This window comes from Rhodobacter sp. SY28-1 (genome assembly GCF_005222785.1).
Classification (GTDB): Bacteria; Pseudomonadota; Alphaproteobacteria; order Rhodobacterales; family Rhodobacteraceae; genus Tabrizicola.
Window position 1 is genome coordinate 257,161 of record NZ_STGH01000002.1, and the last position, 15,226, is coordinate 272,386.

A 15,226-nucleotide genomic window follows, 5' to 3' on the forward strand; every position below is an offset into this window, starting at 1 on the left:
GGCGTCCTTTCGTTATTCTGCGGGATGGGCAGCGGCGCCCGAAGAGGCACGGCCGCGCTCGATATCGTGGAGAAGCCCGCCGGGGCGCGTGTAGACGACCCAGGTGATGGCAAGGCAGACGACGTAGAAGGCCAGGAACAGCCACAGCGCGCCGATCGGGCTGCCGGTCATGGCGATGGACGAGCCATAGGCCTTGGGGATGAAGAACCCGCCATAGGCCCCGATGGCGCTGGTGAAGGCGACGATGCCGCCCGATTCCATCGCGATCTGGCGGGCGCGGTCTGCCCCGGTCAGGTGCGGCATCAGGCGCGGCACTTCGCGGCCCATGATCACCGGGATCATCTGGAAGGTCGACGCATTGCCGACCCCGGTGAAGAAGAACAGCGCCATGAACCCGGCGAAGAACCCGGCAAAGCTGCCTGCCTGCAGCGACAGGATCACACCAAGGACCGAGGCGGTCATGCCGACGAAGACCCAGAAGGTGACCCGTCCGCCGCCGAACTTGTCAGACACCCAGCCCGTACCCGCGCGGGACAGCGCACCGACCAGGGGACCGAGGAAGACGTATTGCAGGGCGTTGATGTCCGGAAAGGCGATCCGGCTCAGCAGCGGAAAGCCTGCTGAATAACCGATGAAGCTGCCGAAGGTGCCGATATAGAGGACGCACATCAGCCAGTTGTGGGTGCGGCCAAAGATTACCGATTGCTGGGCAAAGCTGGCCTTGGCATCGGCGATGTCGTTCATCCCGACCCATGCCGCGATGGTCGAAATCAGGATGAACGGAACCCAGATGAAGCCTGCATTCTGCATCCAGAGCTCGCCACCGTCGGTCAGGGCTTGCGGTGCCCCTCCCATCGCGCCGAAGACGCCCACGGTAATGACCAGCGGCACCAGGAACTGCATGACGCTGACGCCCAGGTTGCCAAGACCTGCATTCAGGGCCAAGGCGTTGCCCTTTTCGGCCTTGGGGAAGAAGTAGCCGATGTTGGCCATGGAGGAGGCAAAGTTGGCCCCGCCAAGCCCGCACAGCAGCGCCAGCACCAGGAAGATGAAGTAGGGGGTCTCCGGGTTCTGCACCGCATAGCCGATCCCGATGGCAGGCAGCATCAGTGAGGCGGTGGACAGCGTCGTCCAAAGCCTGCCGCCAAAGATCGGCACCATGAAGCCGTAGAAGATCCGCAGGGTCGCGCCTGACAGGGCGGGCAGGGCCGCCAGCCAGAACAGTTGCTCGGGCGTGAAGGCAAAGCCGATCAGCGGCAGCTTGGCTACGACCATCGACCACACCATCCAGACCGAGAAGGCCAGCAGCAGCGCCGGGATCGAGATCCAGAGGTTGCGACGGGCAATGCTGCGGCCCTTATCGGCCCAGAACGCGGGTTCCTCGGGACGCCAATCCTCCAGCACGCGGGGCATGGTGGTGCGGTCCGGGTGGTGGATGGCCTGCATTTCCGGCAGTTGCGGCAGGCTGTCCAAGGCCTCGCCATGGGCGGCACGTTCCATCGCGCGGACCGACAGGTGCATCCAGGTCAGGGCCAGGGCGACCAGCACGAACAGCAGCGCAAAGCACGAGGTGTAGATGCCGGTCAGGTCCAGAAGCGCGCCGAAGGCGATGGGCAGAACAAAGCCGCCAAGCCCGCCGATCATGCCGACAAGACCCCCGACTGCGCCGACATGGTTGGGGTAGTAGACCGGGATGTGCTTGAAGACCGCCGCCTTGCCGAGGCTCATGAAAAAGCCAAGCGCGAACAGGGTGGCGATGAAGGGCCACAGGCCCATGCTGGTCGAAAAGGCGATCGGGCCGTCCTTGCCCTGGATGATGTAATCCGTTGGCGGATAGGAGAGCATGAACAGGAACAGCATGGAAAAGCCGAAGGTCCAGTACATGACCGACCGCGCGCCGAACTTGTCCGAGAGGTGCCCGCCGTAGGCGCGGAACAGGCTGGCCGACAGGCTGAAGGACGCGGCCGCCATACCCGCCGTGCGCACGTCGACGCCGTAGACGTCGATCAGATAGTGCGGCAGCCACAACGCCAGCGCCACGAAGGCACCGAAGACGAAGAAGTAGTACAGCGAGAAACGCCACACCTGCAGGTTCTTCAGCGGCGCGAACTGTTGGGCAAATCCAGGAGCCTTGGCGCCGGATTTGCGACGCTCCACCAGCGCGGGGTCGTCCTTGGCGAAGACGAAGAAAATCACGCCCATCAGGGCAAGGGCTGCGGCCCAGGTGTTGGCCACACCCTGCCAGCCATAGGCGACCATCACGAAGGGGGCGACGAACTTGGTTACCGCCGCGCCGATATTGCCCGCGCCGAAGATGCCCAGGGCCGTGCCCTGATGGCCCGCGTCATACCAGCGGCTGACATAGGCCACGCCGATGATGAAGGACCCGCCGGCAAGACCCACGCCCAGCGCTGCGACCAGATACATGACGTAGCTGTCGGCGAAGGTCAGCGCCCAGGTGGCCAAAGCCGCAAGGATCATCTGCGCCGAAAACACCAGCCGTCCGCCGTATTTCTCGGTCCAGACGCCAAGGAAGATCCGGGTCAGTGATCCCGTCAGGATCGGGGTGGCGACCAGAAGGCCGAACTGGGTATCGTTCAGACCCAGCTCGCCCTTGATGGCGACGCCGATGATGGAAAAGATCGTCCAGACCGCGAAACAGGCGGTGAAGGCGATGGTGCTAAGGCCAAGGGCGCGCGTCTGGTCCGCGCGTGAGGCGATGGCTTCGGTCTGCATGGCAGGGGCCTCCGGCAAGAATGGCTTGGTCACCCGGGAAAGGGGTCGCAAGCAGACCTGCCGCCAGAATAGGCCGAAAGACTTGATCTAGATCACGCCGAAAAATTATCTGAACGAAATAAATGGCTTGGCGAAAAATGTTGCCTTGGGTGTGTCGCGATATCAAGCCCGTCGCGGCGGCAATCAAATGGCGGCTTGACAAATATCAAGCGATCCGGCGACCTTGTCGCATCTGATGCGGAGCGCATGGCATGCCCGAGGCCCAGTACCCCGAGATTCGAGCGCTTGGTCTGTTTGCGGAAATGGCAGAGGCGAATTTCCTGTCGCTGATGCGCGGCGCCTATGTGCAGAACTTTCCCCCGCATATCGAACTGATCAGCGAGGGCGAACCCAGCGACTTCCTGCACGTCGTTCTGTCCGGCTCGGTCGATCTGTTCTCGACCTGGAACGGCCGCGACACCAGTCTTGCGACGGTTCGGCCGATCTCGACCTTCATTCTTGCAGCGACAGTCAAGAATGCGCCTTACCTAATGTCTGCCAGAACACTGGAGAAAAGCCGGATCGTCCTGATCCCCAGCCAGGACGTGCGCGCGATCTTCGATGTCGACGGCAGTTTTGCCCGCGCGATCGTGACAGAGCTGGCGCAGTGCTATCGGTCGGTCATCAAGGCTCAGAAGGACTTGAAGCTTCGGACCTCGCTGGAACGGCTGGCAAACTATTTGCTGCGCTATCAAAAGCGCGCTGGTGGGGCTGCCGCGTTCGATCTGGATTTCGAAAAGCGGCGGCTGGCTTCCGTGCTGGGCATGACGCCCGAGAATCTGAGCCGCGCCTTCAAGGGGTTGCAACCGTACGGCGTCACGGTCGAGGGCACGCGCATTGCGATTGCCGATCAGGCCGATCTGGAGAGGTTCGCAAGACCCAATCCCTTGATCGACGACCATTCGACCTGATGGTCACGGCAAGGGGCTGACCCCGAAGAGCAACGGGTGCGCGGCGATCAGCAGCAGATAAAGGGCCAAACCCGTCACAAGGCGCAGCAGCGGCAACGGCAGGGGTGCCGCGCCTTTGACCTTTGCGGCCAAAGCGTCCCAATCCTTGCCCATCTCGCGCCGTTTCCGACGGTCGATCAGGCGTCGCCCAAGAAGTGCGAAACCGGTGAAAGTGCCGAACAGGATCACATGCGCAAGGTCACCGTTCGGCACGACATGGGCCGTCCCCCCCCCCCCAGCGCGAGAAGCAGCGGATGGCGGTTCAGGCGCACGATCCCCGGACGGTCCGGATCGAACGTCTCGTTCCGGGCTCCGCCAAAGGAAAACGGATTGGGTCGCGCGATGGCCAGTGACAGGATCACGCAGACCGGCAGCATGATGACAAGGGGGACAAGATATTGCCAGGGGGCCCAGGTCCACAGCGGCACATAGGGCGCCCTGCCCGCGGCCGCGATCAACCAGCCTAGGACGGCAAGCGACAGTGCCGAATAGGCCAGCGTGAAACCGCGTCGGCCGAGAGCCCGCTGAAGGTGCGGGCGCATGGCCGGTCGCAGCGGTAGCGAGTGGGTCAGGAAGAACGCCGCAAACGCCGCCGTGAATTCCAGCCAGTCCATGGCGTTCCTCAGATGCGCTTTGCAGCAGGCAGGCGCAGCAGCAGACGGCCATAGAGCACCGCAAATCCCGCAAAGGACAGGATCCACGCCGTGCCAGCAACCATGTGCAGGACCGACGCTTGGTTCGGCCAGATCCCTGCGGCAAACCGGGCCAGCACCGCCACGACCAGCGCCGCATAGACAAGGACCGTACCGGGCCCGGCGGTCAGGGTCTGTCCGGTGTGGCCAAGCGTGGCCCGGGTCATCACGGCCAGCGTCATCAGTCCAGCCGCACCGCCCATCCAAAGGTGCTGCGCTGCCGCCATGCCAATCAGGCCGGGGGCAAGGATCTCTGCACCCAGTGCCAGGGCACCAATCGGCAAGAAAGCATAGCCAAGGTGCAAGACCGCGACCAAGGGTTCGGCCAGCGTCCGGTCCCCAGCCCAGCGCGCCAACCGGACGGCGTGCAGCGTCCCCGCCGTCAGCAGCAGCGCGCCGGTCACCAGGTGATCTGGCAAGACGACCCAGGCCAGAAGAGCGGTCAGCAGGGTCAGAAGTGCTGCCTTGTCGAACCGCTGCATCGGCGGCACGGGCAACCGCCCCGGCCCGCGCTTGACCAGCCAGTTGCGCGTGAAGGACGGAACGATCCGCCCCCCGATCACCGCAATCATCATGACCATCGCGCCAAGCCCGATCTTCAGACCGTAGCCTTGCGCGGCATAGTCTCCACGCGCGGCCTCGAGATGGAAGATGCCGTTGCCAAGGGTCAGCACGCCCAGCATTGCCAGCACGATCAGGTTGCGCCAGTTCCTGCCCGCCACGATCTCGCGCCCGATCACGGCGGCAAGCGCGACCGGCATCGCAAGGTCGGCCAGCGCCACGGCAATGGGCGGCAGGTAAAGCGATGCCGCAACCGCCAACCGCCCGATCAGCCACAGCGCGAACAGGGCACCGAGCGGCCAGCCGACTATCGGCAACCTGCCGGTCCAGTTCGGAACCGCTGTCAGCAAGAACCCCGCGATGACGGCAGCCACATAACCGAACAGAAATTCGTGCGCATGCCAGGACACCGGGTCAAAGGCGGTCGGCAGGGTCAGATGCCCCGACAGCATCGGCACCCACAGGGTCATCGCCAGGGCGGCCCAGACGCCAGCGCCGAAAAAGAAGGGGCGAAACCCGTAGGTCAGGAGGGCCGGCCCACGCCAGGCGCGCATCTGTTCGGCAGAGCTGGTCATGGGTCCTCGCGCTGAAACTGGACGCTCGCTTCGGTCAGGATGACATCCAGCGGAATGTCGTGAGGCTGGGGAAAGATGGTGGACAGCTGCGCCGCCTGCAATCCGATCCCGATGGTAAATGGTCGTGGCGCCAGCGTGGCCAGAGTGCGGTCGAAATACCCGCCGCCATAGCCCAGCCGGAACCCGGCGCTGTCCCACCCGACGACGGGTGCCAGCGCCACATCGGGTGCAAGTCGGTCAGCCTCGGGTGGGGGCACGGGTATGTTCCAGTCCCCCCGGATCATGTGCAACCCGGGATGCCAGCGACGAAAGACCAGCGGGCTGGCCCGCACTTCCACCACCGGCAGCGCGATGATGACGCCTGCCTCGTGCAGTTCGGCCATCAGTCCGCGCAGATCGGGTTCACCCTTGATCGGCCAGTAGGCAGACAGGACCATCCCCGCCGCGCCATCGAACCTTGACGCAAGAAACTGCCGCAGATGTCCGGCCAGCGTCGTGCCGATGTTCTGGCGGTCGGCCACCGAAAGCGCATCCCGCTCGGCCCGAAGGCGGATTCGTTCGGCCCGTCGCCAGCGCGCCACGTCGCGGGCCTGTTCGGGGTCTGTTGCCAGCGGGTCAAAGTAATCGGGCGCGATCTCGGCAGCCAGACAGGGTGGCGAGGCATAGCGGACCGGATCAGGCATCGGCACGACCAACCGGCTCGAACTGCGGAAACAGCACCTCGTTTTCCAGCCGCATATGTTCGGTCAGATCCGCGACGAACTCAGTCAGACCTTCGTACATCCGGGTCCAGGTGCCGCAGGCCCCATCAGGCAGGGTCAGGTTGCCGGTCAGGCGCCTGATTTCGGCCAGATCGCGATCATGCCCGGCGTGATCCGCCCGCATCACCGCAATCGGTGCCTCGATCCCTGGCATCCCGCCGCGGCGGATGGCTGGAAAGAGGATCAGCTCCTCTTTTTTCATGTGGACTTCCATCTCGCCGATCATCTGGCGCAATAGGATGGACAAGCCGTCGGGCACCTTGTCACCGCCGAAATGCACGTCCTCGACCCGTTCGGCCAGGCTGGCGAGCATCGGCAACTGTTCACGGTGGCGCGCGTGATAGCGCGTCTCGATATGATGGGTCAGGGCCGCGGGGTCATTGGTCGCAAGGGGTGTCATCCTGGTCCTCCTGTCATCAGAACAGCTTGGGGGGTGCGTCCGGGCGGGCCTGGGCCGAAACAACTGCGATGTGCAGGGAATGGGCGATCCGTTCGGCGCGTTCGATCACATGGGCCGCGCCTGCGGGTGTGCAGGTTTCCTCTGCCGTGGCGCGAAACAGGGCAAGCCAGCGGTCGAAATGTGCGGCGTCGATGGGCAGGGGAGTGTGCGCTGGCACCGGCCTGCCGTGATATTGCCCCGTCATCAGGGCGACCGATGACCAGAATGCGACCATACGTTCCAGATGCGGGGTCCAGTCGGTGATCCTTGTGGCAAAGATCGGTCCCAGCATCTGATCGGCGCGGACCTTGCTGTAAAAGCGGTGCACAAGTTTGCACAGCACCGCCTCATCCAGCCCGGTTTCCGCCATCAGCGCGGCCGTCATCCCCGGGCGTGCTGAAGTGGGATTTTCTAGTGGAGCGACCGTTTCCATCTGAGTCTCCGTCTTGCGGTTTGGCATAGACCTGCTAATAGGTATTGTAAATACCAATTCAAGGATACTCACCGGCATGCGCCTGACTTCGTTCACCGACTTCGGCCTTCGGATGCTGATGCGCATGGCGGGCGATCCCGCACGGGCGTTTTCCACCTCTGAGCTGGCCGAGGATCTGGGGCTGTCACGCAACCATCTGGCCAAGATCATGCAGCATATGTCTCGCGCCGGGTTCATCGACACCCGGCGTGGTGGCGGTGGTGGTGCCGTACTTGCGCGACCGGCGGCAGATATCCGTCTGGGCGACATCGTGCGCCTGCTTGAGGAAGGTCAGCCGCTAGTCGAGTGCTTTGGGGCCGGGACAGGAACCTGTTCGATCGACGGGCGATGCGGCCTGAAGGCCCGTCTCAGGTCGGCGGAAGTGGCATTTCTGAACGATCTGAACCGGTCGACCCTGGCCGATATCGCGCTGGCACCGCAAAGTCCCCTTGGCTTGGTGGGTCAGCCATGAACCGGATCGAACGCGATGGTGAGGGCTTCGTCATTCCGGCTGTCCTCCTGGCTGAAGCCTTCAGGATGACCGAGGACGATGTGCGCCTTGCCATGCGCGAGGGCACTCTCACCTCACTTTGCGAAGCGGGGGAGGGCGAAGATGCGGGGCGCTGGCGGCTGACGTTTCGTCATGCTGGCCGGGCCTGCAGGTTCACCCTTGATGCGGCTGGCGCGATCCTTTCCACGTCGCGTTTTCCCGTGCGGTCAACCCCTCGCGCTTCGGCCTAAGTTTGGTCCGCGGATCTCTGCAAGCTTTGCCACAGTCGGATTGACTCTTGCGCGCACTTTAGTTAGTATTCACTCACTTACTAATTCTGGAAACCCCATGCGCAAATCGGCAGACCTTCGCAAGGCCCAGATCGTCGCGGTGATCCTTGATCTTGCCGACCGGATCGGACCGGACCGGGTGACGACAGGTGCCGTCGCGGCAGAAGTCGGGGTAACACAGGCTGCCATCTTCCGGCATTTTCCGACCAAGGCCGAGATGTGGGTGGCTGTTGCCGATCATATTGCGGGCCTGCTCACGGCAGCCTGGGCCGAAGCACTGAAAGAAGCCAACCCGCCGGTCGACCGCTTGAAGGCGTTGGTTGGTGCGCAACTGGACCAGATCACGGCACACCCCGCGTTGCCCATGCTCTTGTTCTCGCGCGAACTGAACGTCGAAAACGCCGCCTTGCGTGCAGCGTTCCGGGATCGTCTGGCTGCGCTGCACGGCCTGTTGATGCAAGAAGTCATCGCAGGCCAACGGGACAACGCTCTGCTCAAGGATGTTGCTGCCGGGGATGTGGCCGTACTTCTGACGTCCCTCATTCAGGGATTGGCGATCCGTTGGTCGCTGGGCGCGCGGGATTTCGTCCTGCGCGACGAAGGACTGCGGCTTCTGGCCGTCCAACTTCGGCTGCTAGGAGTGAGAGGGGGCTGAGTGATGCAAAAAGCATGGTTCATCGGGGCTGTGGCAGTGTTGGCCATCGGGGCAGGCGTTCTGTTCATGACAGAGCGGCCGCTGACCGTGACGGTCGTGGAACCTGAACCTGACGTGGCCCTGCGCATCTACGGCCTTGGCACCGTTGAGGCGCGGGTGCTGACGCGGGTTGGCTTTGAAGTCAGCGCCACGCTTCTCTCCCTCTCGGCCGACGCGGGCGACCGCGTTGCGAAGGGGCAAGTCCTCGGCGCATTGCATCAGGGCGAACAGGAAGCGCGCGTTGCCCGCGCCCACGCCGCTGTTGCGGCCAGCCATGCCAACCAAGCCAAGGCAGAGGCTTCCGTTGTCCGCGCAAGGGCCATTCTGGCGCAGCGTGAGACAGCAAATCTGCGTCTGCTGGAACTGAGCCGTCAGGAAGCCGCAAGTCTTCAGCGCGCCGAAGAGGCCCAGCGAGACGAGGATGTGGCCCGGGCCGACGTGGCCGTGGCCGAGGCCGAGCGCGACGTGATCCGCGCACAGGCAGCGGACGCCGCCGCCGCCCTTCAACTTGAAGAGACACTGCTGGCGCATCACCGGCTGTTTGCGCCTTTTGACGCAGTCATCGTTGCCCGCCACGCTGAAACGGGGGCCGTGGTCCGGGCGGGCGATCCGATCTTTACCCTCATCGATCCCGCCACCATCTGGATACAGGCCTACATCGACGAAGAGCGCGCAGGTCAGCTTGCCCTGGGCCAGCCCGGCACCATTCGCCTGCGGTCGCAGCCCGCTGGCGAATTTCACGGCACCATTGCCCGCATCGGTCTTGAAAGCGACCGGGTGAACGAAGAACGCCGGGTCTGGCTGACCTGCACCGATTGCCCGGCCGAAATGTTTCTGGGTGAACAGGCCGAGGTGCGCATTCTGACTGGCACACGGGCCAGCGCCTTGATGGTGCCCGAAGAGGCGATTTCCGGTTTTGATGGTTTTCAGGGCCAAGTCTGGACGGTGCAGGACGGGCGGCTGGTGCGCGCGCAGTTGACGTTCGGCGCACGCGATGACCGTGGCCGGATCGAGGTGACGGGCGGCCTGCCCGAAGGCGCGCAGATCGTGGCGAACCCGCCGCAGGGCGCGGACGAGGGACGGCTGGCCCGGATCGGGGATACGCCATGAACCTTGCCATCCGCGACATCCGGCACGGTCTGTTCCGCTTTGTCCTGACCTGCTTTGGTCTTGGGCTTCTGATGACGGTCGTGCTGGCGATGATCGGCATCTACAACGGGCTGGTGGCCGATGCGCTTGCCGTGGTGAAGGCCCCCGCGGCCGATGTCTGGGTCGTCGAGGCGGGCACGCAGGGCCCGTTTGCCGAGGCCTCAAGCATCCCTGCGGATACGCGGGACGCCGTCGCCCGCATGCCCGGCGTGGCCGAGGCGGGTGCCATCACCTTCCAGACCATCGAGGCCGCCCATGCGGGCCGGACCTTGCGGCTTTACGTCATCGGCTTTGAACCCGGCCGTCCCGGTGGACCGCAGCGCATTGCCGAAGGGCGCGGATTTGGTAGCAGCCATTTCGAATTGATCGCCGACCGCAAGACCGGGCTGGTGATCGGTGACCGGATCCGCCTTGGCCGCGACCGGTTTACTGTCGTGGGTCTGGTGGAAAATGCGATGAACTCGGGCGGGGACCCGGCGGTCTATGTGACCCTTGCCGACGCCATTGCGTTGCAGACCGCACTGGACCCTGCCGCCGCGCGTGTGCAGGCCGCACGGGGCGCGGGTGGTGCCCGCCTGCCCACCGTGGCCGCCGTGATCGCGGTGCTGGAACCGGGCGCGGATGTCGCATTGCTGACCGCGACTGTGCGGCAATGGAAGCACCTTTCCGCCCTCAGCCAGGCCGAACAAGAGAATCTGCTGCTTGCTTCGGTCGTGGACAGGGCACGGCGCCAGATCGGCCTGTTCCTTGCGATCCTGCTGTCAGTCAGCGCGGTGGTGATCGCCCTCATCATCTACACGATGACAATGGAGAAGCTGAAACAGATCGCCACGCTCAAGCTGATCGGCGCGCCGGACCGCACCATCATCGGGCTGATCGTGCAGCAGGCCCTGATCCTTGGCGCATCTGGCCTTGGCATCGGGCTGGCGCTGATCCTGCTGGTCAAGGACAACTTCCCCCGCCGCGTGGTGCTGGAGCCATTCAACGCGCTGGTGCTGACCGGAATCATCCTTGTGGTCTGCATCGTTGCATCGGGCCTTGGCGTGCGCGCGGCGATGAAGGTCGACCCTGCCACCGCTCTGGGAGGCTAAGGCCATGACCCGGGGCGATGTTCTGGTAACGGTGCAGGGCGTGGCAAAGCACTACGGCTCGGGCGAAACCCGCGTCGACGCCCTGCGCGCCGTCGACCTGCAAGTCCGCGCGGGCGAGGTGATAGCACTTCTGGGCCCTTCCGGCTCGGGCAAAACCACGCTTCTCAACATCATCGGCTGCATCCTTGCCCCGTCAGCGGGCCGGGTGGAACTGGACGGTGACCCGGTGTTTGACGGCAAATGGCTGCGCAGCGACCTGCGGCGGCTGCGACTGGACAAGATCGGCTTCATCTTTCAGGCGCACAACCTCCTGCCCTTCCTGACCGCCGAAGAAAATGTCTCCGTCGTGCTCGACCTTGCGGGCTGGCCTGCCGCCAAGGGCCGCGCCCGTGCGCGTGAGTTGCTTGACTACCTCGAAGTCGGACATCGCGCATCGGTGAAGCCAGCACTTCTGTCGGGAGGAGAAGCGCAGCGTGTGGCCATAGCACGCGCCCTGGCCAACCGACCACGGATCATCCTTGCAGATGAGCCGACCGCTGCCCTGGACAGCGGGCGCGCGCAGCTTGTTATGGACCTGTTGCGCAAGCTCGCGACCGAACAGGAAGCCTGCATTATCGCCGTCACCCATGACGAAAAGATCTTCGACCGCTTCGACCGCCTGATCCACCTGCGCGATGGTCGCCTCGTGGACAGCTGAACAAAGGAGAAGGCCATGTCACCCCGCACCCGTTCTGTCACTGCTGCCGCCATAGTTGCCGTCATTTTCGGGCTTTTGACGATCTTCTCCGGCGGGCGCGCCCTCTTTGCGGGGGCCGACATGGGTGCTGTTGTGCCCTTAGTGCTGTGGTTCAACTTCCTCGCCGGGTTCGCCTATGTCGTCGCGGGTCTTGGCCTTTGGTATCGCACAAGCTGGGCGACCAGCCTTTCGATCGTCATCGCATTGGCAACCGCAGCCGTCTTCGCCACCTTCCTCTGGAAGGTCTGGAGCGGGACACCATACGAAGCGCGGACCATGGGTGCCATGGGGCTTCGCCTTGCCACTTGGGTGGCAATCTCGATCGTCGCTGTCAGAGGCGGTCAGGCGCGCTGACGTTAAGCGACTTTGTGTCCCGTTGACGAGTGGCGGAGCCAGAGGCGCATCGGACGCAAGCCACCGTGCTGTCAATCATCTTGGGCGTGGGAATCAGTTTGTATCGTTCATCGCCTCCATGGTCGCTTCCGATAGCCCGGCTCTTGCACAGAATCGAAAGCAGCAGTGGCAGCGAAGGTCAGCTTTCCGCCCTGTGCGAAGGCGACCGCTGTCTCGACATTTATTGTAAGTCGTGCCGTCGACGCGCCGCCGGCCCCAACGACTGTGACACGCCGAACGCCTTTCCAGTGAATAAGAACACAGGATGTTTTTCACGCTGGCTCGCTATGTAGGTCGCGACATTTAGCGCTCCCGCCTTTACCCAGCGTTGATCGACCACAGTGATCATCCAACCTCCACACTCGGACCGAGCAAGGCATCGACGGGTCCTGGTGGCAGTCGCATGAGCCCTTGGGCTGCCTGTCAGGCGCTCAACCAGGCGCAGAAACTGCTCAACGAAATAGGTCGGCCAATATATCAAGATATGCATGTGGGATCCAAGCCGTTTGCCAACATCCCGTGCCCAGATTGCTGCAAACGGCAGTCCGATGGCCCGTAAACGTCGTGCCAACTCAGTACGCACGTAAACTTCACGACGTCCAGGCGGGCGCCATAGGCAGTGACCCTCTTTGACGTCTGCGGCAACGATCAGGGCGTGCCACGTTATGGTGAGATGGCAGTTGAGCGGCCAGTCCATCCTGTAGGCGAACTCGACCGCGCTTACTGCTTGCTGGTACCGCCTCTTCGCATCCCGCCTCTCGTACCTTGGGGAGCGACCTTTTGCGACCGCGTCCATTCGTTGCTGCAGAGGTCCAGCCGATGCGGGCAATCGGGAAGCCGCAATGCCAGTGTGCTCTGCGACGCATTCTCTGCTTACTTCTCCACTTACTATAGGAAGGCTCGCAGCAGATTCCGCGCTATTGAGCGAACTACAGAGGTTTTCAGCGTTTCTGCTTGCATCGACCGTCGCCAGTTCTGTCACACTTGGGGGGACTATTCGCGCCCGCGGGTCGCCGACGATCTCCTCAAAATGGGCATTAGCGTCGACGTGACGAGGGATCTTGGTGTCTCGGGAGTTTGACCGCGACGGGGATAGACCCTCCTCGTCGCAAGTGTTGTGTAGGATTGACCGATCAACTGCTTGTGTTTCGGGATGTTTGTCCCCAGGGGACTGGCGAGCCGGGCTACGCAACCGGTTGGAGTGGTGCGGCCGGATCATTTGATCCTTGCCGCCTTGGCCTGTTCGATCACAGCCAAGATTTCCGATTCTGGCCACCTAGAGAGACCGCCGAGCTTCACCGGTTTGGGGACAGTCCCGTCTGCGACGCGACGCCAGAAGGTCGGTACGCTGATCTGAAGAATTCGCGCGCTTTCACGCACTGTCAGGAGTGGATCTACAATTCCCATAGGTTTGCCTCAAGTCGCGTTGCCATGAGGTGAGTCTAGTTGCGCGTCATTGAGCTAAGGAAGTCCACCAGACGGCCAAACGCATGGCCAAGCTGTGGCGAACGCTAACAGTACTTTCCTTAAACTATTGATTTTAGGAATACATTTTCCATGCACTTTGCATCTTGCCGAAGGCATCGATGATCATCGTGTAGTCCCTGGCCCCGGAACGGCATCATTTAGAAGCCATAGCCATTTTCACTACCGCGCCGTTGTGACCGGTGACATGTAATGCCCATCGCTCCATAATGATGCGCCGTTGCTCCAGAAAGTCAGTTCGCCGGTAAGCGCGCTCTACGGCACTGCCGACCGTATGTCCCAGACAGGTTTCTGCGATGTCGCGCGGAACGTCCGTCGCTTCTGCAAGCCAAGTCCGAAGACTCGAACGGAACCCATGCGGCCGGGCTTTCATTCCCCGCCGCTCCATCAAGCGAGCCATCGTTGCATCGGATAGTACTCCGTTGCGGACGCTGGGAAACATCACGCCATCTCGGGCTAGTCGTTTGGCTTGATCTATGACCGACAAAGCTTCAGTCGATAGCGGCACACGAAAATCCGGGGTCGAATCCCGACGTCCTTTCATGCCCTCTCCGGCTACCGTCCACACATCATCCTCAATCTGAGCTAGGTGCATATTACGTACGGGGCCAGGCCGCATGCCTGTCAGGATTACCAAGCGCAATGCAAGGTGCGCAGGAGTGCCATCTGAAAGAGTTCCATAGAACTCCGGAACCTCTCGCCAATGCAGAGCAGGGATGTTCTCCGGTTTGTGACGCTGCCTGCCCAACAAAGCTACTGCTTTTGCTATCGCTTGAAGGTCGACGTCCAAGCCTAAGGCCGCGCCGTGCTTCAGGCAAATGCCAAGCCGATTAATCGCTTTGCGGGCGGTTTCCGCCTTGGTGTGCCAAATTGGCGCCAGCACGTCGCGGATGTCATTCTGGTCGATCTCCGCGACCGGGATCTTGCCCAGCTTTGGAAGCACGTGCAGTTCGAGGGGGCTGAACCACCTGCCGTTCGCACCGTCACCCTTAAGTTCGGCCTTTCGGCTTTCAAAGGCGTCGACGGCGATGTCCTTAAGCAAATGCATATTGCGAGCCGCTTCTCGGCGCAAACGTTCTCGCTCTTTTATCGGGTCTTTGTTTTCCCGTACCGTTGCCCGCCACTTGTCTGCAGCTTCGCGGGCCTCTTTAAGCGAGACGTCAGTCAAGGCTCCCAGTCCCATCTCGCGCCGTCGCCCGTGGATCGTTACGCGGAGAACCCATTGCGCTCCGCCGTCCTCTCGCTTGTACAGCCAGAGCCCGCCGCCGTCTGCATACTTGCCTGTCTGGCAGGAACGAACCTTTGCTGCACTGAGCCTGTTCAGAAGGCGCATTATTCTATCCCCCTTTGTATCCCCCCCTAGATGTAGGATTGACTGATCCGAAAAGATAGGCGGGGAGATAGCTTGAACCAACAAAATCAGGCACTCTGACGATCACTAGGTATCAATAAGACCGCCTGATGATCGACGAGCTCTGCATATAGACGTATTCAATGCTGGCTCTGGGCACCACCTCTCCCCCAAACCGCACCAACTCCGCGCATGACGCGTCATGCGGGCGTCTCATTTCGGTCAGGGCGGCGTCCGAAGCAGGGCCGACCCGGCCAACCGATGCGACGGTCGCAGGGCAGGGTTCGGGTCGCCGAGTATAATATGACTATTTCATAGATTC

Annotated in this window: 17 protein-coding genes; 8 read left to right on the plus strand and 9 right to left on the minus strand. The window is 62.7% G+C overall.

Annotated features, from left to right (window positions below):
• Positions 1-12 precede the first annotated feature (12 nt).
• Positions 13-2,769, minus strand: a complete 2,757-nt coding sequence (locus tag E8M84_RS10265) for an MFS transporter (RefSeq protein WP_276607118.1) — start codon at positions 2,767-2,769, stop codon at positions 13-15.
• Positions 2,770-2,987: 218 nt separating this feature from the next.
• Between E8M84_RS10265 and E8M84_RS10270 the strand changes: the two genes are divergently transcribed.
• Positions 2,988-3,686 carry a cyclic nucleotide-binding domain-containing protein gene (locus E8M84_RS10270; RefSeq protein ID WP_137111115.1) on the plus strand — a complete coding sequence of 233 codons (699 nt, stop codon included), beginning with the start codon at positions 2,988-2,990 and terminating at the stop codon, positions 3,684-3,686.
• A 3-nt stretch (positions 3,687-3,689) separates the two neighbouring features.
• Here the strand turns inward: E8M84_RS10270 and E8M84_RS21870 are convergent, their stop codons facing one another.
• The 6 genes from E8M84_RS21870 to E8M84_RS10295 are packed head-to-tail and all read right to left on the minus strand — an operon-like array spanning position 3,690 to position 7,138.
• The gene (locus E8M84_RS21870) at positions 3,690-3,938 is read right to left on the minus strand and encodes an NnrU family protein (protein WP_346763688.1); all 249 of its coding nucleotides are present in this window, start codon (positions 3,936-3,938) and stop codon (positions 3,690-3,692) included.
• Positions 3,911-4,339 (minus strand): NnrU family protein, encoded by a 429-nt coding sequence (locus E8M84_RS10275; RefSeq protein ID WP_346763689.1) that lies wholly within the window; start codon positions 4,337-4,339, stop codon positions 3,911-3,913. Before E8M84_RS10275 ends, E8M84_RS21870 begins: the two co-directional genes overlap by 28 nt.
• An 8-nt stretch (positions 4,340-4,347) precedes the next feature.
• Complete coding sequence (locus tag E8M84_RS10280) at positions 4,348-5,553, minus strand: NnrS family protein (protein WP_137111116.1); 1,206 nt, start codon at positions 5,551-5,553, stop codon at positions 4,348-4,350.
• A complete protein-coding gene (locus E8M84_RS10285; RefSeq protein WP_137111117.1) occupies positions 5,550-6,236 on the minus strand; it encodes a 5-formyltetrahydrofolate cyclo-ligase in 687 nt (228 codons plus the stop codon). Before E8M84_RS10285 ends, E8M84_RS10280 begins: the two co-directional genes overlap by 4 nt.
• Positions 6,229-6,714 (minus strand): hemerythrin domain-containing protein, encoded by a 486-nt coding sequence (locus tag E8M84_RS10290; protein ID WP_137111118.1) that lies wholly within the window; start codon positions 6,712-6,714, stop codon positions 6,229-6,231. The genes E8M84_RS10285 and E8M84_RS10290 overlap by 8 nt, the downstream gene beginning before the upstream one ends.
• Positions 6,715-6,730: 16 nt before the next feature.
• Positions 6,731-7,138 (minus strand): group III truncated hemoglobin, encoded by a 408-nt coding sequence (locus E8M84_RS10295; protein WP_137111119.1) that lies wholly within the window; start codon positions 7,136-7,138, stop codon positions 6,731-6,733.
• A gap of 124 nt (positions 7,139-7,262) precedes the next feature.
• On the opposite strand from E8M84_RS10295, the gene E8M84_RS10300 reads away from it, so the two are divergent.
• From E8M84_RS10300 to E8M84_RS10330, 7 genes are all read left to right on the plus strand, one after another.
• A complete protein-coding gene (locus E8M84_RS10300) occupies positions 7,263-7,697 on the plus strand; it encodes an Rrf2 family transcriptional regulator (RefSeq protein ID WP_137111120.1) in 435 nt (144 codons plus the stop codon).
• Positions 7,694-7,966 (plus strand): DUF6522 family protein, encoded by a 273-nt coding sequence (locus E8M84_RS10305; protein ID WP_137111121.1) that lies wholly within the window; start codon positions 7,694-7,696, stop codon positions 7,964-7,966. The genes E8M84_RS10300 and E8M84_RS10305 overlap by 4 nt, the downstream gene beginning before the upstream one ends.
• 139 nt (positions 7,967-8,105) lie before the next feature.
• Positions 8,106-8,660, plus strand: coding sequence for a TetR/AcrR family transcriptional regulator (locus tag E8M84_RS10310; protein WP_240790350.1), 555 nt, complete (start codon positions 8,106-8,108; stop codon positions 8,658-8,660).
• 3 nt (positions 8,661-8,663) lie between these two features.
• The gene (locus E8M84_RS10315) at positions 8,664-9,809 is read left to right on the plus strand and encodes an efflux RND transporter periplasmic adaptor subunit (RefSeq protein ID WP_137111122.1); all 1,146 of its coding nucleotides are present in this window, start codon (positions 8,664-8,666) and stop codon (positions 9,807-9,809) included.
• The gene (locus E8M84_RS10320) at positions 9,806-10,939 is read left to right on the plus strand and encodes an FtsX-like permease family protein (protein ID WP_101754743.1); all 1,134 of its coding nucleotides are present in this window, start codon (positions 9,806-9,808) and stop codon (positions 10,937-10,939) included. Before E8M84_RS10315 ends, E8M84_RS10320 begins: the two co-directional genes overlap by 4 nt.
• A 4-nt stretch (positions 10,940-10,943) precedes the next feature.
• Positions 10,944-11,636: an ABC transporter ATP-binding protein gene (locus E8M84_RS10325; RefSeq protein ID WP_137111123.1), complete on the plus strand. Its 693-nt coding sequence runs from the start codon at positions 10,944-10,946 to the stop codon at positions 11,634-11,636.
• A gap of 15 nt (positions 11,637-11,651) precedes the next feature.
• Entirely contained in the window at positions 11,652-12,029 is a 378-nt protein-coding gene (locus E8M84_RS10330) for a hypothetical protein (RefSeq protein WP_137111124.1), read from the plus strand.
• Between the two features lie 1,254 nt (positions 12,030-13,283).
• Here the strand turns inward: E8M84_RS10330 and E8M84_RS21875 are convergent.
• Together E8M84_RS21875 and E8M84_RS10340 are read right to left on the minus strand one after the other, a co-directional pair.
• Positions 13,284-13,475, minus strand: a complete 192-nt coding sequence (locus E8M84_RS21875; protein ID WP_137111125.1) for an AlpA family transcriptional regulator — start codon at positions 13,473-13,475, stop codon at positions 13,284-13,286.
• A 214-nt stretch (positions 13,476-13,689) separates the two neighbouring features.
• The gene (locus E8M84_RS10340; protein ID WP_170971903.1) at positions 13,690-14,886 is read right to left on the minus strand and encodes a site-specific integrase; all 1,197 of its coding nucleotides are present in this window, start codon (positions 14,884-14,886) and stop codon (positions 13,690-13,692) included.
• Between the last annotated feature and the right edge of the window lie 340 nt (positions 14,887-15,226).